14 protein-coding genes and 2 pseudogenes are annotated in these 19,047 nt (G+C 63.3%); 5 read left to right on the top strand and 11 right to left on the bottom strand.

Annotated features, from left to right (window positions below; translation table 11 throughout):
* Positions 1–48: 48 nt before the first annotated feature.
* The 4 genes from KRR26_RS34995 to KRR26_RS34980 all read right to left on the bottom strand — a co-directional run bounded on the left by KRR26_RS34995 (position 49) and on the right by KRR26_RS34980 (position 4,611).
* On the bottom strand, positions 49–1,920 hold the full coding sequence (locus KRR26_RS34995; protein ID WP_217081996.1) for a HEAT repeat domain-containing protein: 1,872 nt from the start codon (positions 1,918–1,920) through the stop codon (positions 49–51).
* Between the two features lie 89 nt (positions 1,921–2,009).
* A complete protein-coding gene (locus tag KRR26_RS34990) occupies positions 2,010–2,597 on the bottom strand; it encodes an RDD family protein (protein ID WP_236069512.1) in 588 nt (195 codons plus the stop codon).
* 183 nt (positions 2,598–2,780) lie between these two features.
* Entirely contained in the window at positions 2,781–3,677 is an 897-nt protein-coding gene (locus tag KRR26_RS34985; protein WP_217081994.1) for an S-4TM family putative pore-forming effector, read from the bottom strand.
* 10 nt (positions 3,678–3,687) lie between these two features.
* Positions 3,688–4,611, bottom strand: coding sequence for an SMODS domain-containing nucleotidyltransferase (locus KRR26_RS34980; protein WP_217081993.1), 924 nt, complete (start codon positions 4,609–4,611; stop codon positions 3,688–3,690).
* Positions 4,612–5,017: 406 nt separating this feature from the next.
* On the opposite strand from KRR26_RS34980, the gene KRR26_RS37925 reads away from it, so the two are divergent.
* Entirely contained in the window at positions 5,018–5,251 is a 234-nt protein-coding gene (locus KRR26_RS37925) for a transposase (protein WP_407931759.1), read from the top strand.
* Between the two features lie 102 nt (positions 5,252–5,353).
* Here the strand turns inward: KRR26_RS37925 and KRR26_RS34970 are convergent, their stop codons facing one another.
* Positions 5,354–6,091 (bottom strand): hypothetical protein, encoded by a 738-nt coding sequence (locus tag KRR26_RS34970; RefSeq protein WP_217081991.1) that lies wholly within the window; start codon positions 6,089–6,091, stop codon positions 5,354–5,356.
* Between the two features lie 366 nt (positions 6,092–6,457).
* Between KRR26_RS34970 and KRR26_RS34965 the strand changes: the two genes are divergently transcribed.
* Positions 6,458–7,558, top strand: coding sequence for a DNA-methyltransferase (locus KRR26_RS34965; RefSeq protein WP_217081990.1), 1,101 nt, complete (start codon positions 6,458–6,460; stop codon positions 7,556–7,558).
* A 14-nt stretch (positions 7,559–7,572) separates the two neighbouring features.
* Here the strand turns inward: KRR26_RS34965 and KRR26_RS34960 are convergent, their stop codons facing one another.
* Complete coding sequence (locus tag KRR26_RS34960) at positions 7,573–8,526, bottom strand: hypothetical protein (RefSeq protein WP_217081989.1); 954 nt, start codon at positions 8,524–8,526, stop codon at positions 7,573–7,575.
* Positions 8,527–9,130: 604 nt separating this feature from the next.
* On the opposite strand from KRR26_RS34960, the gene KRR26_RS34955 reads away from it, so the two are divergent.
* Positions 9,131–9,985 (top strand): hypothetical protein, encoded by an 855-nt coding sequence (locus KRR26_RS34955; protein WP_217081988.1) that lies wholly within the window; start codon positions 9,131–9,133, stop codon positions 9,983–9,985.
* 1,233 nt (positions 9,986–11,218) lie between these two features.
* Entirely contained in the window at positions 11,219–13,657 is a 2,439-nt protein-coding gene (locus KRR26_RS37760) for a UvrD-helicase domain-containing protein (RefSeq protein WP_217081987.1), read from the top strand.
* Positions 13,658–14,494: 837 nt separating this feature from the next.
* Here KRR26_RS37760 and KRR26_RS34945 read toward each other — a convergent pair.
* From KRR26_RS34945 to KRR26_RS34930, 4 genes and pseudogenes are all read right to left on the bottom strand, one after another.
* On the bottom strand, positions 14,495–15,697 hold the full coding sequence (locus tag KRR26_RS34945) for a hypothetical protein (protein ID WP_217081986.1): 1,203 nt from the start codon (positions 15,695–15,697) through the stop codon (positions 14,495–14,497).
* Positions 15,697–16,563: a serine/threonine-protein kinase gene (locus tag KRR26_RS34940; RefSeq protein ID WP_217081985.1), complete on the bottom strand. Its 867-nt coding sequence runs from the start codon at positions 16,561–16,563 to the stop codon at positions 15,697–15,699. The genes KRR26_RS34945 and KRR26_RS34940 overlap by 1 nt, the downstream gene beginning before the upstream one ends.
* 18 nt (positions 16,564–16,581) lie before the next feature.
* On the bottom strand, positions 16,582–17,319 hold the full coding sequence (locus tag KRR26_RS34935) for a hypothetical protein (protein ID WP_217081984.1): 738 nt from the start codon (positions 17,317–17,319) through the stop codon (positions 16,582–16,584).
* A gap of 641 nt (positions 17,320–17,960) precedes the next feature.
* Positions 17,961–18,224: pseudogene (locus KRR26_RS34930) on the bottom strand (integrase core domain-containing protein); the annotation flags it as partial.
* A 120-nt stretch (positions 18,225–18,344) separates the two neighbouring features.
* Here KRR26_RS34930 and KRR26_RS34925 point away from each other — a divergent pair.
* Entirely contained in the window at positions 18,345–18,683 is a 339-nt protein-coding gene (locus tag KRR26_RS34925) for a hypothetical protein (protein ID WP_217081983.1), read from the top strand.
* Here KRR26_RS34925 and KRR26_RS34920 read toward each other — a convergent pair.
* A pseudogene (locus tag KRR26_RS34920) lies at positions 18,677–19,047 on the bottom strand (hypothetical protein); the annotation flags it as partial. The gene KRR26_RS34925 and the pseudogene KRR26_RS34920 overlap by 7 nt on opposite strands.

The raw sequence follows: 19,047 nt of genomic DNA, 5'->3' as shown, positions 1-19,047 counted from the left end.
CTACTGCCCAGCGCTGGGCCAGTGAATTCCTCACCCAGCGGCGCATGCCTACTTCTCTGGCGAAAGGCGCCCGTCCTCGGTGACGCGCAGCACGTAGGTGTCCGCGCTCCCGTCCACACGGCCACAGGTAAGCTCGTCGAGGCGCTGGTTCATTGTCGCCACAACGAGGTCCCCCGCGGCATTCAGCGCATGTGCCATGGGCGCGCCGGGCAGCTCCACCCAGGGCGTGGCGCGCCAGCCCGCCTTGGACGCGTCGATGCGAACCAAGCGTCCATCCCCGCCATACAGGTGCATGACGCCCTCCGCCACCACGAGGGCACCGTGCACCCGCACGACAAACAGAGGATTGGAGTCCGGTGCTTCGAGCACTGTCACCCGGCCCTTCTCATGCACCTCTAGCGAGCCTCCGAATTCCCCAGCGTCATGGCCAACAAGACAGGCCTCGCCCATGGGCTCGAGGACGGCAGCAGAGTCTGCCCCGGGCACACCCTCGCAAGGGCCATTCGCGGGCGCGACTTTGTCCTCCATCGTGTGCAGCACCAGAGAAATGCCGCTCTCGTCCGCTGGCCATTCCTCACTGCCCATCCGACGTAGCGCCTCACAACTGCGCGGCGAAGCTGGGCCCTGCCTCGCCGGCTCTGGCTTCAATATTTGAATGCTCCGCTGCGCATTGCTGCGCACCACAGGAGAGGAGTGCGATTCCGCCACCTTCTGAAGTAGCGGCAGCACCTCTTCAGCGTGAGGACGGAAGGCCACTCTCCCCAGTGCCTGGATGGCAGCCCCCTCCACCTCGCTGTGTGACGAGCTGGCTGCCTGGCGTAGCGCATCGAGCGCGGCTGGGTCCCCCAAGCGCCCAAGGGCTGCGGCGGCCCGCGCACGCGCCCAACCCTCCTCCCCCGTGGCCAACAGGTGCAGCAGCGGCGCGGTCGCAGCAGGCCGCGCCACGGGGCCCAGGGAGGCGAGACTCGTCAGGGCCCGCCCCTGGCATTCCGCGCGGGCCAGTTGCTCCAGGACGACGGGTACGGCAGCAGGACTGTCGAAGGCCACCAGCGCCTGCAGCGCCACGGGCGCGAGGCGAACATCCGCCCGCTGCAGGGCCTGGACAACTTCCGGCACTGCAGCCACGCCTCTCTTTCCCGCGGCCCCCAATACCGACACCACGTAGGCCGCGCGCGGCGTGCACCCGTCATAGATGGCCTCGCAGCTTGGCAGGGGCACGGCAGGGCAGGACGTCCCCGGTGGACGTCGCAGGGTGGGTTCCGCAAGCTCCCGCGCCAGCAGTGCCCGGAGGCGTGGCACAAAAGTCTCCGCGTAGCGGTAGCTGCGGCGCGACAGCACGTAACGCACACGCACCAGCGCCGCCCAGCTCGACTCTGGGTTCTCCAGTACATCCAGCAGCACCGGCACCAATTTAGGGCCGAGTTGCTCCAGCATCGGGAAGGGGGACTCCTCGAGATGGCGCGCAATCACAGGGCCTGCACTCGCATCATCAATAAGAGTGAGGGCGTGAAGGGCCATCCCACGTGGCTCTCTCTCATACGCTTCGAGGAGCGCTGGCACGGCCCCCTTCGCCTTCTCTCGCATGTCCGCCAGCGCCTGAGCTGCGCCCCCGCAGACTCTCCGCTCCGGGTGTTGGAGAAGCGCAATCAGCTGGGGGATGACGGGCTCCCCGAGTCGCCCCAACTTCCAGGCAGCGCACTGCTGCGCTTCCGGGAGCCTCCTCTCCTCGGCGTCTGGGCCATCGACGTCCCGGAGGAGCGCCAGGCACTCCTCCTCACCTTCACAGCAGCCCTCCCACGACATGACGTCGTCGCGCTTCCACGTGTGCCGGGAGCATGCCAGCCCCAGCCCCAGCGCCAGCACCGCGCATGCGAGCAATGCGGGCACGCGGGTGTGTCCGTCCTTCGCCGCAGTCTTCATGACGACTTTCTCCCCCATCCCTCCTCGGAGGCCCGAGGGGTGCAATGTAAATCTCTCGATGGAAAACACGAGGTGCTCGGCACAGCGACTCAGCGAGTCCTGACGACGAGGGTGCCAGCCAGCCTGTCGTGTATGCAGCGGCGCTCGCGGCTGTAGACGAAGAACACGTCCACGAGCCAGAGCGGACCACACATCGCGCTCAGGACGCCGGGCAGGATGTTGCGCAGGAGGATGACTCGCCAGAGTGCGACGGACTGGCCGTCCTCGCGCACCAAGCGGATGCCCACCAGTCGCTTCCCCAGACTCTGCCCGCTACTGTGAACCAGCCACGCCTGGACTGCCCACACGAGGAACATCGGCGGCCAGAAGACTCGCGCCTGGAGGGCAGCCCAATCACTGTCTGTCTGAGCAACCAGCGGGAGCAGAAGGGAGCTAACAACGAGGGAGGGCGTCCAACACACGGCCAGGTCGATGAGACTGGCCAGGAGGCGCACACCAGGCGTAGCGAGCGCGGGGACAAACTGTCCGCACCGAAAACAGAGTCCAGACTCAGGCGTCAGACAAACAAAACAACCGAAGGTGCCACACCGCACGCAGAGGCCTGCGACTGGCACGTCGGAGTGCTCGGGGCACCGGGCGCTGACAACGGACGACACAGCCTCGGAGTAGTCGGACATGGGCAGCCGCACTCCAGCCATTCCTGGAGCAAGCCGGCAACGCGTTTCCCTGTCCCGTCACACTTTCGTGGGTGCAATCCGCCGTAGCACGGCGGACAGCACCACCTAACGGGTACATTCCCTGAGCGACTCAGGCAGCAACAACTACGGCATTACGGTTGAGCGAAGCGCCCGACTCTCACTCTAACGACTGAGCTTGTCCAATGCCTCCTTGATGAGGCGCTGAGCAGTTTCGCGCATCGCAACTTCGTAGCGAGAACGCTGCCTCCAGTAGAGGTAATCAGGCACAGCCGGTTGTTCTCGTCGGTAGAGGAGGAGACGATCTTGAACCTGACGAAGCTTCAGATCCGACAGGCGGCCCTTGCTCTTGACCCCTTCCGTCCAAAGCATGTCAATGTCTCCACTGAGGAGGTCCTGTGCTGCATGAGCGCGCCTATGAGCCTTGATCGTCTTGATGCAGTGCTGAAGAGCGGGAACAATCGGTACCGCGAAGCCTACAAGGAAATTGGACAAGCTCTGGCCTGTCGCGACTCCGGCGGTGATTGCCGCGACAACGAGAGCCAGGGCAGTTATGGTCAGGAGAAGCTGATACTCACCCCGGGCACGATGGTCCCACACTACGCAGGTCCGCTGGCAGGCGAGAATCTCGAGCGGGCGGGGCAGCATGGACAGATCTGGGTACCAGCCCTTGAGGCGCTCGTCCCCCTTGCCGCTGCGGCCAGCATCCACGATTGTCTCTGGTATCGGTCGCGCCCCAAGGGCAGGGTTCCAGGCCAGTCCGAAGACTTGTGTGTCGAAATCCTCCTGAATGAGCGCTGCCATCTGCCGGTTCTTGTCCTCTACGCCATCAACGAGAATGAGTTCAACAAAGGTCCACAGCAGCGCGGCAAGGCTCAGCCCAGCCGACAGCGTCGGGCAAAAGAGCGCAGTCGGGATGGATGCGATAGCGAGCAAAGTGCCCATGAACGCACTAGCGCCGCGAGCTAGTTTCCCTCGCGAGTATAGGACTCGTTGAGCAGCGAGTCGTTCGAGGTTTTCCGCGAAATTCTGTCTGATGGCGATGTCACTCGATGCGGACACGGTGGCCCTCCTATCGGCGGGAAGGGAACCAACCATTGAAGACGATTCGCCACTGGCGGAACGCCTCGTCGATCAGCCCGCTCTGCTCAGCGGAGAGCGCAGCGTCAGCATGGAAAGCAGCGTGCGCGGCATGCTTCACAAGAGCCTCCGCCTGATGTGCCGTGTAGACAATTGGAATGCGACCTGAGATGCCTAGTGGATCATTGAGCGCGCTGCCACCGCGGTCTCGGAGCAGCCGGAAGGCATCAAGAAGGCAAGCCCCATAGGTCTTGATGCCTTTGCAGGTGCCTGCTGATGCAAGGAGAAGCTCAAGGTGAAAGGATAGCAGTGGAACACTCGGTGTGCGTGCATACTTCCATGCCTTGAGAAGCCGAATCGTCCCTTTGAGCTTGTAGCGGGAGGCCGCCCCTTCTTCGACAAGGTACTTACTGTGCCGCTGCGGTGAAGTTAAGAGCCACCCGCCCACACCATCGGGAATGGCGAAAACCGGGTAGCCATCTTGCCCAGTAGTACCCGACCAATATCCAGGCACGACGTCCACTGCGCCTTCGCCTCCCTTGAAGTTGACGACAACAGAGGGACCGTCGTTGCGAATTTCCGTGGACTTGAACCGACTGCCGAGCGCCCTCCGAACGTTCGCCAGCACAGTGCTGGACTGCACCACCTTCCCCCCATGCATCACATCGGCCTTGCCTAACACGGCCAAGTAGTCCACATCGGAGTAGCCGCGGATTGCGGTTTCACGCGTGTGGCTGCCAATGACGGCCAGCCGATTGAAGTTTGCAAACGAAGTATCCAGTGCTTGCTCTATGCTGCGCCGATGCGAAGCCCGGGCATCGACCTCCTTCGGATTCGGCTCAATCGCCTCAAGCAGTTTGGCGAAACCATCTGCAACACTCCTGAACATGCCTCCCCCATTCAGTGCGTCATTCATGGCACCTATACCAGGATTGAGTAGCCGGGATGGGACGCCGCGGCCTGTAGGCAGGGTCGATACGGCCCCACGTGCCTGCCAAATATTCGGCCCCTGCGTCCTGGATGCGTCAAGGCCACTTCGGGCAGCGCGTCAATGGGAGTGAGGCGCGCGTGCGGCCCGCGCGGCGGTGGTGCTGATGCGCCCCTCCAGGAACTGGATCGTGTGGTGCCTCGTGTATGGGACCAACTTGCCCACCAGGACGGTGGCGTGGCGGGCGCCATCTACCTCCGTCACCTCGACGTAGGCGTCCCGGGCACGTGGGGTACTCGCGGCGCACGGCACGCGGCAGGCCGAACGTTCGGTTCGACCTGCTCCACGTTGAGTGAGGTTGCTGGCAGAAGCCCTGCATGCGCAGCACTGGCCCATGCGCCGACATGAGCTGAGCGATGCCGAGTGGAGCTGTATTGAGGCCGTTCTGAGTCCCAGGACTGGCCCGCGCTCGAAGCGAGGGGACCGCGACTGCATCAACGCTGTGATGTGGCGAGTGAAGGCCGAGGTTCCGTGGAGAGACCCTCCCGAGCGGAGCCCCTCTCGCAATCAGTGGTCCGAAGAATTCAGGCAGGTCAGTCGGCTTGTCCTGTCTGCCCAAACGCGCTGAGGGATTTACACAAAGTGAAAGAGAGGCGCCGAACCAGGGCAATTTCATACCTTGATGGCCGATGTGGCATTCGTCTTCTCCTACTTCCTCCGCCGGCATCCGTCAGCCAGGGGCAAATAGCGTTGGAATGTCGCTCGTGATGCGCCGCACGACCCCGCTCCGCAGCCAGCGCACAGCAGTATTGAAGTCGGTCGTCCAACAATCACAGTCACTTGGTGCTACCGGCTGGTACTTGAGCAAGTACGCTGGTGTCGCGAAATCCGGTAGCAACCATCGCTCAACCGTGTAAATAAACGCACTCCAGCGGCCTCGGGCGGGACCTAGCGAGACTGCGAGGAGGTCAAACTCTCCAAAGCGATAGGGCCGAGTGGATTCACCTGTCCCCGTCTCGCCGGCGCGACTCTTTTGCAGCTCGACTATGAAGTGGGTGCTTGGCCACTTCACTTTTTTCTTCCACTGGTTGTTCGCGTAGAGGGGTTTCCCACCTTCTGAACGCTGCATTTTCACCTGGACCTTCACCTGCGGGTACGGTCCCTGCGGTGACGCGCCCTCGGGGCTATCCGTCAGGAGGAAGTCGTATGGACGGTCGGCCCCCTCAATACGCAGCTCCCGCCACTTGGGAGCAAGCAAGGGGAGCACTTCAGCAGCAAACGAACCTTCGGCAATCACCCCACGAATCATCCGAACGGTGAGATCTCCTGCACGTGCGAAGGCCTCCAAGATCCCTTCTGCGGACACCATCAGCCGCTCTTCCATGGGGTGCTTCGGAAGCGAGTGCCGCAGGTGCAAGTAGAGCTGCCGCCGCTCGCTCTCGCTCAGCCCGTCCAGCAGGCGCTTCAACTCTTCGACATCCAGTGGCTTAGTCATCTGAACCGTGGTGCTTGCGAGGCCGTCCCGCCAGCTGGGGCTCAAAGCTGAGGACGTCCAGGCGATGAACGAGGACGTAGCCCGCCACAGTGGTCGTCCTGAGACGGCCACGCTTGATGAGCCGTGAGATCGCCTGCCGCGACACACCACGGAGACGGGCGGCGTCGGCCTGGGAGATCCACTCGTCTGCTGGCGGGGAGGGATTTTGGGTTGACACCGTCAACCAATTTCCATAGATAGAGGTGGGCGCCTTGATGCTAGCCGTGGATAGCTGGTGGTCAACTTCGTATCTACCCCTCTGACACCACCGGTATCTCGTTCGCCCCTGGAGATCACCTCATGACCCGCTCGCAGGAGGCTACTCTTGCACACGCCGAGGCCCCGCACCCCGCAGCCCTCGTTCCTGCTGCTGCTCCATTCTACGGAACGGAGCACGGTGCTGCCTACGTGGCGGACTCGCGCGACGTACTGCGCCAGTTGCCCGATGCCTCGATCAATCTCGTCTTCACGTCCCCCCCATACGCCCTGCATTTCAAGAAGGAGTACGGCAACGTCCATAAGGACGAGTATGTGGAGTGGCTGCTCACCTTCGCCCGCGACATCTTTCGGGTTCTTAAGGACGATGGCAGCTTCGTGCTCAACATCGGCGGCAGCTACAATAAAGGGCAGCCCACCCGCTCCACCTACCACTTCAAAGTGCTGCTCGCACTGGTAGAGCAGGTGGGGTTCCATCTAGCGCAAGAGTGCTTCTGGTATAATCCTGCGAAGATGCCCGTGCCAGCTGAGTGGGTTACCGTGCGACGCATTCGAATGAAGGACGCGGTCGAGTACGTCTGGTGGTTCTCCAAGTCGCCATGGCCAAAGGCGAACAACCGCAACGTCCTCAAGCCCTACAGCGCGGACATGTTCCGCCTCAACCAACGAGGTGTGCGCGCGACGGTGAGGCCCTCGGGGCACAACATCGCGGCGAGCTTCGACAAAGTGGACGCGGGCGGCTCCATCCCGGCCAATTTCTTTGAGGAAGAAACTCCTTCGGACCTCATCAAGGCCGGGAACACCGCCGCCAACGACCAGTACACCAAGCGCTGCAAGGAGGCAGGGCTGAAGATCCATCCCGCGCGCTTTCCGGCGGTCCTCCCAGACTTCTTCATTAAGCTACTGACGGACGAAGGGGACGTGGTTGTCGACCCCTTCGGAGGCTCGAACACCACGGGCCGAGTAGCGGAAGGGCTGGGACGGCGCTGGTTGGTGATGGATGAAGTACGCGAGTACCTTGAGGCGAGCAAGTTCCGCTTTGACACCCTGCTCCCCGCTTCGGTCACTGCAAGCCTCGGTCGGTCGCCGGCCCCTTCTAGGTCTACGCCGAGGGTAGCGAAGCCCCCTAAGGCCGGTCCCACCAAGCGCACGGCATCCAGAAGCGGCAAGGGCGCAGCCCGATAGCGCACCGCCCCCCCCTACTTCTCAGGGCGAACCTGGCATCGCGTAGAGAGAGGGCGCGGGCACTCGCCGCACGCAAGAGTGGCCGCCCTACTGCAATCCACAGCACTCTCCCGGCGGTTGGAGGCGCTCATGAAGAGGTAGAGGGCCTGCTGGACGAGGCGCGGGTTGTAGGCGTGGAGGTCACGATGAAAGGTCCTCAGGTCGATTCCACGTGCGAGCGCCTGCAGGAACTCGCGCCGTGCGCCATAGTCGGCCGCCCCTTCATAGTTCACCGAGGCCAAGAAGCGGTCGACATTGCTATCCACCACGACGAAATACGTCCAGTCGAGCTGAGCAGCCCACGGGCCATTGGGGTTCAGATCCGGGTTGGCTAGGATCGAGAGGTACATGTTTGCCAGCTTGTAGCTGACCCTCCACACCCGCAGCAGCGCGGCCTCCAGCGCAACCGCCCGGGCACGCCGCGTGCGATGGCTGCGGCACACCTGCGTGAACAAGGCAGCCAGGCTTGGCTGACCAGCTTCGTGCAGCAGCAGGGCTGCGGAGGTGGGAACCTTCCCGAAATCGCCATAGCGCCGGAGCAGCTCAGCGTGCCGCTTCAGGTCGCAGGCAGCCACAGGACGCTGTCCGCACATCCCTTTGCCGCCAGCATCTTTGCCGACGTCACAGCTCGCGTGTAGCGCTGCGACCGAGTGGCTCTGCACACACTGGTTGTTCAGGGCATGGACGAGGAGCCGAGGCACATCGGTAAGCTCTCGGATCTCATTCGCACTCAACCCCCGGAGGATACGCAGCACCTGCAAGTCGCGTTGCCGCTGAAAAAGTACTGTACCCACCAGCAGTTGGAATAGGGCCGCAGCATCCCCACGCTGCAGCGCGGTTGGCTCGAGCGCAAACTGCCCAAGCCGCTCCTGGCTGCAGAACATAGCCAGGGTGCCAGGGTCCTCCGGTGTCGCGTAGTACGTCTTCAAATACCATGCGACTACCTCAACTGCTATTCGATGCTGCGCTCGCGTCGGGACGGCCATGGTTTGCACAGGGACTTTGCTGCCGAGCGGGAGCAGCGCCCGCATTTGACGGGATGGTTTGGCGACCCTCAGAGGCTAAGCAACCAGAGGGGTAGGCTCAACCACGAACCGCGGCGACCTCCCAGCTGAAACCGACGGTCGAGCAGCCCGCGCGTGCAAGATCAGCCAGCTCCAGTACCTCACCTAATTCGACAGCCTGTAGGCCTGGGGATACCGCGGGCGAAGCGACTCGCGCTTGCGAGCCGTCGACCCTACCGCCTGTCCGGTGGGGGTTGTGTCTACCGCCCAGCCCGGGTGGAACAGCGTGGAGTTGCCCCCGTCAAATCGGACGCGGTCAGGTGGGAACTGCGGCTTGTCGGTATGCGATAGGGGAGCGCATCTTCAGCCCCTTATCGGGCGGAGGAGTAGGCACTTCGACCAGCGCAGCCTACACTCGGTACCGCAGCGCATTCGACGCTGGTAAGCGGGACAGTAGGTGTGGCTCCATGAAACCTGGAGTCGCCCGTACTTGGCCATGTGGCGGAAGGCGAAGGACCCATTGGGAGCAATGACGAAGCGAAAGAAGGTCGAATCGACGCCCCTCCTTCCTGGACTTGACGCGAGTCCGGCGCGAGAGGCACCGACGCGGCTTGCGCCCAAGCGGCTCACCTCGGGCACGCACCACCTCCGGCCCTTCTTCGGGTATTACGGCGGTAAGTGGCGCGACGCCTTGAAGAACTACCCTCCTCCCCATTTCGGGATGATTGTCGAGCCCTTCGCTGGCTCCGCTGGGTATGCGCTCAGGTATGCCGACCGAAAGGTAGTTCTCTGCGAAATTGACCCAATCCTTGCCGGCGTCTGGCAATACCTGATTAGAGTGAAGCCAGAGGAGATCCTCGCAATTCCTGACCTTGCACCTGATGGTTCGGTGGAGGATCTCGCAGTCTGCCAAGAGGCAAGATGGCTCGTCGGTTTCTGGCTCAATCGAGCGACTGCGAGTCCACGAAAGCGCCCATCGAGGTGGATGAGGGATGGGATTCGCCCTGGGTCCTTCTGGGGCCAACGTGTCCGAGAGACAATTGCGTCCCAGGTTGGAGCGATTCGGCACTGGAAGGTCTACACCTGCAGCTACGCCGACTGCCCGGTGGCTGGCCCAGCCACTTGGTTTGTCGACCCTCCCTACCAACTGGCGGGAAAGCACTATCGCTTCGGCTCAGAGGGCCTGGACTTCGCTGCGCTCGCGGAATGGTGTACCTTGAGAGCAGGGCAGGTCCTCGTCTGTGAGAATGCAGGCGCGACTTGGCTGCCATTCCAACACCTAGCAGAGGTGAAGACCACAAGGGCTGGGCGCAGGTCTCTGGAGGTACTTTGGACGAACCAGGCGGAGACTTCGCCAGGCACCTCCCTGGACACGGGCACCTGAGCAGTGGTGCCCGGCAGTTGGTGTTGTACCAAGGCTGTGCCTACCCCAAATTCGGTCGCCCCGTCATGAATGCGCATGCCTACCTAGAATCCGGTCGCTGCATCATGAGCGCATCAAGGCCACCAGGGGCCTTGCGTCACTGTGAGCGAGCGAGGCGCACACGAGGCCATTAAGTTCCAATGCCGGCGAAGTGGGGGCGGGATCGCCAAGGGCACCGTCCGGCCTTGAGGTTCGGCGTCCACCCTCCTCCGCCGGCGCACTCCAGGGCCGCGTCCAGAAGACGGTGGTGCGGTCCAGGCCGAACTGGACGCCCTGCCCGGATAACCGTCTGGCCAATGACGTGGCGGATGTGCTTGAAGACGGATGGGCACGCGCTCAGTGAGCGCCATTTAGCACATTGTCCGCGAGAGCCATCGATAGCCGCAGTGTTATGCTGCGCGACTAGCATACATCGGATGGAGGGGAGCATGCTCTACTTGGTCGTTTACCATCGCAATCACCCGACTCCGCCTTGGAAGAATGACTGGCTCGACGATGACAGGGTCAAGACCATCCCCACGACGCCAGCGGTTGGACGTCTATGCGATGCAGCCAAAGGGCGCGATGAGCGGGTTCGCTTCCATAGGTGCGGCTACGGTACATTCCGACCGCTTGTTTGTTCCGAAGCGCGAGTAGCTTCCGTTCAGTTCGTAGACAGGGAGTTGTGCTTGGTGCACTTCGACGGGCACACTGTGCTGGACGAAACCCCGCCAGTAAGTCCCCCACAGGGGACCAAGTGGTATCCAGCATAATGGGGTTGCCCCCGTCACAAACCGGACACGGTCGGTGGAGTGAAATCGCGAACCCGAGCACTCCCGCGAAGTGCTAGGGGCTGTCCCCGATTAATGCAGCCGGAGAACCATGGCCGCGACGTGCAGTCCGGCGAAGCAGCAGGTCGCCGTCTTGTCGTAGCGGAGGGGTGTACCGCACCGCAGAGGGCTGCCTGGGTTGGCGTGGACCTCGATGGCTGTGCAGCAGCTCCGCATGCCGGGTGCCCTGCTTGGCAAGCCCTTTCTGGCCCAGAGGTCGCCCACTCGTGAAGTGGAAGAGAGGGACTTCTCTCGGCGGTATGTCGCATCCTTCGCGTTCACGAGATCCCGAAAGTCCGCAGGTGGACGGAGAGATGAGGCGCATTGACCCTGCCCTTCTTGCACCTGCACAATCGTGCAGAGACGTCACCTCACGGGGGCATGCGTGAACACGGTGTGGCTGAGCGAGCGGCTGCTGCGGGGGCTTGGAGCCAAAGGGCATGACTCACTGGCAAAGGCGCTGGAGCACGTAGACCGAACCCCGCCGCCCATCAACCGCAGCAGCTTGGATTTCGAAGTGGCCGGTCGGCGCTTCCGTGCTGCCAGCATCCTGTCGGGGATAACGGGCATCTTCGACGTTTCGCCCGCCGCAGACGGGGCACCGCAGGAGACGTGGCGCGACGTTATCCTTCCTGGTGACGTCGTCGAGGAATTCATTACTCACCGCGACTGGGGGGAATCGCTCTTCCGGCGAGTGCTCGACGTGGCCAACATCGACTCGGCACGCGAGCGGGCGGGCCTCAAGTACGTCCGCGAGAAGAAAGTCCATGCCATCTTCGCCCCCGGCGATTACCACCGCCTGCACTTCCTCGTGGAGGCGCCTCGTTTCACGGCAGTGCTAGGTCTGTTCGACGCTAAACTTTGGGCCACACATTCTGGTTCTGCTTCAATCCGGCAGCCACCTGAGCAGCAACTGTCAGGCTTCAGCAAGCTGCAGGAGGCGGCACTTGAGATGCGCGGGATGCTTGAGCCACTGGACCGGCCGCGAATCACGGAGACGCCGCCCCCAGAGGTGCCGCTCCGTGATGGGTGGATTCCCCTCAACCGGCTGCGCGAACTCAACATCACTGACCAGACCCTCATGCGGCAGGTTCTCGGCATGCGCATTGAGGATGACCTCATCGGTTTGATGGACCACCTCAGCGAGGGGCAGTACGAGGCCGTCGAGCGCGCCTTCCAGCACAAGCTCATCGCCGAGGCGCGTCGGCGCGAACAGCGCCTTACGACCCTCGAGGTCTACCAGATGAGCGCCACGGGGCGCTCGGCATCCCTAGGGCTAAGCTTCGAGTCTGCGCTCGCCATGCTCACCCAGCAGCAAGCCTCGGTGGTGAAAATGGAGCACGACGCCCCCATTCGCCTGCAGGGTGGCCCGGGCACGGGCAAAACGTTCACGGCCGTCATGCGGGCAGGCTACGTGGCGAGGCGCGCAGAGGAGCAGGGGCAGCGGTCACGCATCGGCTTCCTCGTCTTCAACCCCGACCTCGGGGTGAAAGTGCTGGAGCAGGTCAGCGGGCTGGGCCTGGAGCGATTTCTCGTCCCTTCCCATCCACAGCACATCGCCATCACCAGCCTCCACGAGTGGTGCGCCCGCTTCGTGAAGGTGGATGAGCTTGGCATCGAGCCGCTCGCCCCCTACCGCGCAGAGAAGGGGGACGCAGACCGCCACGCGGCCCTGCGGCTCGCTGTCGACGAAGCGCGACGCCGGCTCACCGATGGGGAATACAACTCCCTCTGGTCGCAGTTCGACGCCCGCAGCAAGAACGGGCTCTGGGAAATCGAGACTGAGATTAGCCAGTTCATCAAAGCTCGAGACATCGCGGACCTCACCACCTATCTCAACGAAAGGCGGCCCGCTGGCTGGTGGCTTGCCGCAGCGGAGAAGCCCTTCAAGCGCTTCGTCTGGGAAATTGCGACCATCTACAACGAGACGCTCCGGAACCTTGGCTTCGTGGACTCGGACGACCTGACGAACGACGCCATCAAGGAGGTGTCCAAGACGGTGTGGCAACAGTACCGTAAACCGGAGGACGGCTTCGACTACCTCATCCTTGACGAGGCGCAGGACTTCTTCCGAAACCAGCTCACGCTCCTGCGCCATCTGGTGAAGCGACCCGAGGGGATGATGCTGTGCTTCGATCAAGCGCAGGCCGTCTACGCCCGCTATCCCAGCCTGCGTGACATTGGCTTCGACACTGACTTGCGCTTCCAGGGTACCCGCCTGGAGCAGAACTTCCGTAGCACCCGGCAGATCGTCGCCGCCCTTCACCAGCTCATCACTGCCTACCCGACGCTCGGCCTCGTCGACAACTGGGGCGCATTTCAGACGGGCAGCGAGGGGAACAACGGCGAGCGCCCAATAGTCAGCGGGTTTGCGGGGGAGCAGGCAATGTTCGCCCAGGTGCGCGACCTTGTGCGCAGCTACCTTGACGGAGGGGGCAAGCCTCGAGATGTGGGCGTCATCGGCTTCGATGATGCCCTCCTGGAGCGAGTGGGCACCTTCCTCGTAGCCAACGGCATCCAGCATCACCGCCCCAATGGCGAGGGCCGGCGGACGCCACAGAAAGCCATCACCCTCAGTTCGGCGCGGCAGATTAAGGGCCAGCAGTTCGACCTCTGCATCGTGGTGGGTGTGGACCGTGACCGTATGCCGGACTTCAGCAGCGTGAAGAGCGAACTGCACCGAGAGACGCGGCGCGAGGACGACCTACGCCTGTTCCTGGTGGCGCTCTCGCGCTGCCGCAGTTCGCTGCACGTCCTCTGGTCCGGAACGGAGCCTAGCGAGTTCATCCTCGCCATGGGCAACGCGGTGGATCGCCGCGGCTGAATCACGAGCGAGCCGGCTGTCGGCCTCCGCTGTCAGCCGCATTCGCATGAGGCGCCCGGTGCGCGCAGCAGGCGTCGGGCACGGGCAGAGCAATACCCCGAGGAAGGTAGCCGTCAGCAGAAGCAGGGGTGGATACAAGCCCAGGGCCTGCGCCGCCATAGTGGCCCAGCATCCCACATCAAACCACTTCGGGAGATTCTGGACGCGAGACCCAATCCGCGATAGCCGGGGAAAGAGCCCCACGGAAGTTTGCGGAGACTCAATCGGGCCCCGAATTTTCCGGACTCCACCTAACCCTAGGATGTTCCTCGTGTTTTCCGTCGCAGTCTCTGGAGCTAGTGCCGAGAACGAGTTCGCGCGGGGCTTCAGTCGGGGAGCTACTTGAAAGGCCCTACCAACCGGTAGGGCCTTTTTTGTTTAACACGGGCCTCGCGATGACATCGCGGGGCCTTCGTGTTTAAGCCCCTGAATCCCAAGGGATTTTGGCTCGCGGTGCTGAAGAGGGAGCTCTCGGCTCTCCACCCCGCAGACCGAGATGCCCCCTCTCCTCGGCCGCTGATTGGGCTCTCTGGACCGCTCTTTCACCCGTTTTGGGGAGAGAGAGGCCGAGAGTGGTTAACAGTTTTGTTAACCACTGCGGGCAGCCGATTCTGAAAATCCAGGGCTTTCGATGTCGTACCTTCCAGGGTTTCGTCATTTCCCTTTCTCAAAAGGCCGAAATAGGCCACCTGTTAATCGAGAGAGCGAAAAGCGGCTCACCGTTACTCGGTATTCTCGATTTTGTCGCGCGGCGCAGAACTGTTGCGCATAGGGACGCTGTCCCGGACGGGGAGCTTTTCAGAGCGTTCCCCACGCCCTCCGCAGCATTGGCCCACGCGTCGCTTCGAGCGAGCTGAGCGCCGAGCGCACCGGGTCAAAAGCATCAGAGAAGCTGCGGAGCCCGGGCAACACGCCGGCCCGGGCAAGTTGCCGCGCCTGCCGTTCGGCAGCATCCAGCGTTCGGCGAAGATTAGTCACTGTGGCGTCGAACGTCGCGGCGCGAACTCCCCGGGCCTGATGGAGCAGACACTGTAGGTAGTGGCGGAACGCCTCCTGCTCGCCGAAGCCAACGGAGCTCGGCTGCACGCCCGAGAACAACGGCGCGGCATAGGTGCTGCCGAATGACGCTGGCGGAGCCATCGACGCGAGCACTCCTCGCTGCTGCGCCATATCAAGGAAGGCTGGCTTGTACTCGGAGAGGCTCGCCGGATCGTAGTACCATACAGCCTTCCTCTTGATGTCCTCTTCTGCGGCAAGGAAACGGTCCGGAGAGAACGCTCGCACGTTCATCCAGGTGCCCGAGGCGATCGCGTTGACAGAGGCTGCACCAAGGCACAGCAGTTCGTGGTTCGCGTAGCCGACGATGACGGTCTTCCCAAGTAGCCGAAGTCCAGCCGCCAGTTCCAACGCATTCGCGAGCCAGATGGGATCCTGAACGATGTAGTCGCCATTCGTGTGCTCGAAGAGCAGGTACGCTCCCTCAACCTCTAGCGATTCGAACTCGGCGAGCACATCCTGGATCCCAGAACTGTTCCGAACACTGTCGGCGCCGAGCGCGACCGTCGCGTAGAGTGGAATGCCAGCGTTCATGGTCACCGCGTGTTCGGCCGTCGCCCGAACGGTCGCGAGCCAGTCGTCGTCAATCGTTGTCGCCATTAACCCTGGGAGAATGACGGCCGAACAGCCGAGTTCTCGGTTGAGCTGCAGCACCGCGCTCATCAGCGTCTGCATGCCTGGCCCACCGAAGAAGCCGTTGGTCTCGTAGCTGGCCGGCCAGTAGTCGTGCGCGGTGAGGCGGAAATGGTCGCTGCGTGGGACGTAGAATTGAGGGTCTACGAGGACCTGTCCGCCGGGCAGGTCACGAATCTCATCCGAGAGCTTCACGAGTTGCGCTCGCTTCAGGTCTCGTGGGCTCAGAATGACGGTCCCACCGCCCCACGAGCGAACGAGATGGCGGCAGTGCTCCATCATTCCGAAGCCAAACTGAAAGTGCAGGTCCATCAGACATTCCTTACGCCAGCGGGAGCGATGGCATGGATAGAGGCGATCTCGGTCATCCACTTCAGTGCATCGGCAACGGAGCGCGGGCGCTGGTTCGGGTACTTCTGCGTGAGAGCGGCGACGAGATCGGCAAACGAGCCATCGCAATCAGCCGCCAACTGCAGCCGAGGAAGCTGCTGCTGCTCGACACGCTTCAACACTTCGAGTTGATCGCGCGCCCCAACTAAAAACGGATTGATACCCGTTGCGCACTCGTAGAGCAGGACCCCAGCAGCGAAGAGGTCCGCCCGTCCGTCGATCTCTCGCTTCCGATTTCGCATCTGCTCAGGGGGCGAGTACCCGACCGTGCCGACACCGAAGGCGAACCGAGTGGCCGTCAACGACTCGAGGTCGAGATGTCGAGCCAGGCCGAAGTCGAGCAGCCAGAAATTGCCGCTCCCGTCGAACATCATGTTCTCCGGCTTGATGTCACGATGCACAATCCGCTTGGCTTCGGCCAGCGCCAGCGTCGCGAGCAACTGCACACCGAGCCGAACGACAACAGCAAAGTCAAACGCGCCCATGCGGAGAGGCGTGCGCAGCGTAGTGCCTTGAACGCGTTGCTCGCGCAGCCAGATGCAGCTCCCGATCGGTGTCGCGAGCTCACCGGTCTCAAAGACCCGAGGCACGCGCTCGCACTCGATGAGCTGCCCTGCGAGCACCTCTCGCTCGAGGCGCTCCTCACCCGTTGCCTTCAGCAGGAGCTTCAGCACGACGTCGCCGTCGCTCGAATGCTGCGCGGCAAAGACCACCTTCTGTCCCCCTGTCGCGAGCGGCTGCAGACCAGAGAGCTGCGGAAACTGTGCAGCGATCCACGGAATATCCATGCTCAGCTCCCTCTTCCATCAGATCGCGCCCGTTTCACGAGCAATGCGCCAAGTCCATTCGTTGAAGAGCCACGAGCCGTAGGAGCGCGGCACGACGCGAATCGACGACGCGCACACCTTCGTCACTCGGTCTTCCTCGAAGCCGAGCACTCCGACCCCGAGGGACGAAGCTACGCCCATGAGGCGCTCCCCAGCACGTCGACGTGGAAGCAGTGCGTGCGATTCGGAACTAAACCACGTGTTCGCACTCGCCTGCTCAAGCGCTCGCTGCGTCGCAGAGACCTTCGCCTCGATGGCAATGATGCGCTCGACAGCAAAAATGCGCTTCATGCTGCGAGCCCGGCATTTTGACTTCCCAATCGACACGACGCCGGCCTCCTCAAGCCGAGTCAGCATGCCGTTGAGGCCCCGCTGAAAGAGCCTGTGCAGGAACGAGAGCTCCACCACGCCTTGGGTCGCCAGCAGGTGTAGAAGCCGCAGGTCCATCGCGCGAAGGCGCTCGCGTTCGGCGATCCATTCGCGAGCCAAATCGCTGCGCCAGACCACCCCGACGAGGTCGGGGAAGCCAGTATCGATCGCAGGCTCGGCGAACACTGTCAGGCGCCGGCAAGGGCGAAGCTGGATCGTGGCCGTGTTGAGGAAGGTCTCGACGAGCAGGTGCTCGGGACCTGAAACGGGCCCACGGAAACGCAGCCCAAGCCCGCCCTCACTCGACGAATGCCCATGCGACGAGTCGACGAGGAAGTCCGCCCACATGGACGCACGACGTCCTCCTCCGCTACGCGGCGGGTCGAACACACTCGAGGGCGTCGCCAGCGTCACGTCTCTCCCCACGCTCACTCCCTACAATAGTTAACGTGCGGCCCGCTATCGCCGTTTTTGTTGGACATTCTGGTCCAACTTTACCCTGCATTGCCTCAGAGGTCAGAGATCACCCAGCCTGCACTGAGGGCAAGCTGACGGTCCCTCCAGTCACGAGCGATGACGCCCCCTCGCTTTCGGAAGAACTGCGTGAGCGAGTAGTCCAGCAGCGACTGGCGGGACTGCATGTACCGACGGGCGAGGAGGAAGCGCACCAAGCCGCTTGCCAACGCGCACCAGGGACTCCTTCCTCCTCTGGCGCGGCCTCCCATCATCTGCCCAGCCGTCGCAGCAACCCCACGTTGGCGCCAAAGCAGAAGAAGTGCAGCGCGTTCGAAGGCAGAGGCAGACCTTCTGGTCCATACCACCCAGGGGTGACTCCCTCGCGGCCGGCAGCGCCTCGACTCGCCATGGGGAGATGCCCACTATCTCCAGGAAGGCTGCCCGCGGCGCTGACTGGCGCCCGCTGTGGACATGGGCGCTTGGGGCGGCGCTGTGTACCGCACCTGATTGTTGAGACACCAGATTGGTAGCAATCAGGCGGCTTGCCGTTGCATGAGTTCTCGCCGGGCCTGAGTCGGCGAGAGGAAGTCGTGGCGCTCCAGCAGCCAGTGCTCGTTGTACTGGCGAGCCCAGTCGAGCAGAGCCAGACGGAGTGCCTCCACGGTTTCGAACGAGCGGACCCAGAGGAGTTGCTCTTTGAGGGTCCGGATGAAGCGCTCGGCACAGCCGTTGCCTTCGGGGCTGCGGACGAAGGACGGACTGGAGTCGGCGCCCAGGAAACACAGCTCGGGCTTGAAGTCCGAGCGCAGCGTCACCTCGGCCTGCGCATAGCGGGGTCCGGTGTTGCACGGCCCGAGGAACTCCGGCCGGGTGCGTCCCTGGAGCGCCCGGGCCTGCCCCCGTGGCGACCCACCGGCATGCGACAGGTATTCAAGGCCCCATCCTACGAGGCGGCGTGGCGGCGCTTTCGCTGGCGCGCGCTCGCGCACCTCGGAGCGCTCCTGGGGGGGGTCTTCTCCGCCGCGCTGCTGACGTTCACGCGCGGCGCCGTCTTGGGAGGGCCAGGCTGCTGGCGCAAATACCTGGGCCTCTCGTTGTTCATCACGGTGCCCCTCACCTCGCACCGGGTGACGCGCTGGCCGTGTCCCCGCTGCGGACATCCCTTCCATCAGCGGGGCAACGTGGCCCTGTGCACCACCCCGAGCTGCCTCCACTGCGGGCTGCCCAAGTGGGCCGCATCCGCCCACGCTCAATAGAACTTCAACTGTCGCGTCTTGTTCTGGAGCGGCGAGATGACCGCGTCCTGCGGCGGAGGCGTGTGGCCCGCCAGCGAGGCCGCCGGCATCGAAGGCGTGAGCGCGCCCACGTACAAGAGTCCATGGAAACCCCAGGACAAGGACGCGAACATCTGGATGTGCGGCGTGCGCCCCGCGACACCCGCCACGCGAGGAGTGGGCTCCGCGACCACGATGCCGCACTGAAGCGCTCCGGCTCCCGCGAGGTCACAGGCCCAGCGCTGTCCAGGCGAGTAGCTGAGCTCGAGCACCTTCACTCGCGGGTCCGCCTCCGCGAGCCGCCAGCCCATGGGCACGAAGTCCGCGTCCCATGCAGTGCCCCGCT

The sequence above is a fragment of the Citreicoccus inhibens genome (assembly GCF_019039035.1).
GTDB lineage: Bacteria > Myxococcota > Myxococcia > Myxococcales > Myxococcaceae > Citreicoccus > Citreicoccus inhibens.
Note: the sequence above shows the minus strand (reverse complement) of the source record. Positions and strands in the feature narration are given on the sequence as shown.

What these genes read in the sequence shown, in the direction of transcription:
- KRR26_RS34995 (WP_217081996.1), bottom strand. Translation starts at nt 1,920, where the DNA reads ATGAAGACTGCGGCGAAGGACGGACACACCCGCGTGCCCGCATTGCTC.
- KRR26_RS34990 (WP_236069512.1), bottom strand. Translation starts at nt 2,597, where the DNA reads ATGTCCGACTACTCCGAGGCTGTGTCGTCCGTTGTCAGCGCCCGGTGC.
- KRR26_RS34980 (WP_217081993.1), bottom strand. Translation starts at nt 4,611, where the DNA reads ATGAATGACGCACTGAATGGGGGAGGCATGTTCAGGAGTGTTGCAGAT.
- KRR26_RS37925 (WP_407931759.1), top strand. Translation starts at nt 5,018, where the DNA reads ATGCGCCGACATGAGCTGAGCGATGCCGAGTGGAGCTGTATTGAGGCC.
- KRR26_RS34965 (WP_217081990.1), top strand. Translation starts at nt 6,458, where the DNA reads ATGACCCGCTCGCAGGAGGCTACTCTTGCACACGCCGAGGCCCCGCAC.
- KRR26_RS34955 (WP_217081988.1), top strand. Translation starts at nt 9,131, where the DNA reads ATGACGAAGCGAAAGAAGGTCGAATCGACGCCCCTCCTTCCTGGACTT.
- KRR26_RS34945 (WP_217081986.1), bottom strand. Translation starts at nt 15,697, where the DNA reads ATGGACCTGCACTTTCAGTTTGGCTTCGGAATGATGGAGCACTGCCGC.
- KRR26_RS34940 (WP_217081985.1), bottom strand. Translation starts at nt 16,563, where the DNA reads ATGGATATTCCGTGGATCGCTGCACAGTTTCCGCAGCTCTCTGGTCTG.
- KRR26_RS34935 (WP_217081984.1), bottom strand. Translation starts at nt 17,319, where the DNA reads ATGTGGGCGGACTTCCTCGTCGACTCGTCGCATGGGCATTCGTCGAGT.
- KRR26_RS34925 (WP_217081983.1), top strand. Translation starts at nt 18,345, where the DNA reads ATGCGACAGGTATTCAAGGCCCCATCCTACGAGGCGGCGTGGCGGCGC.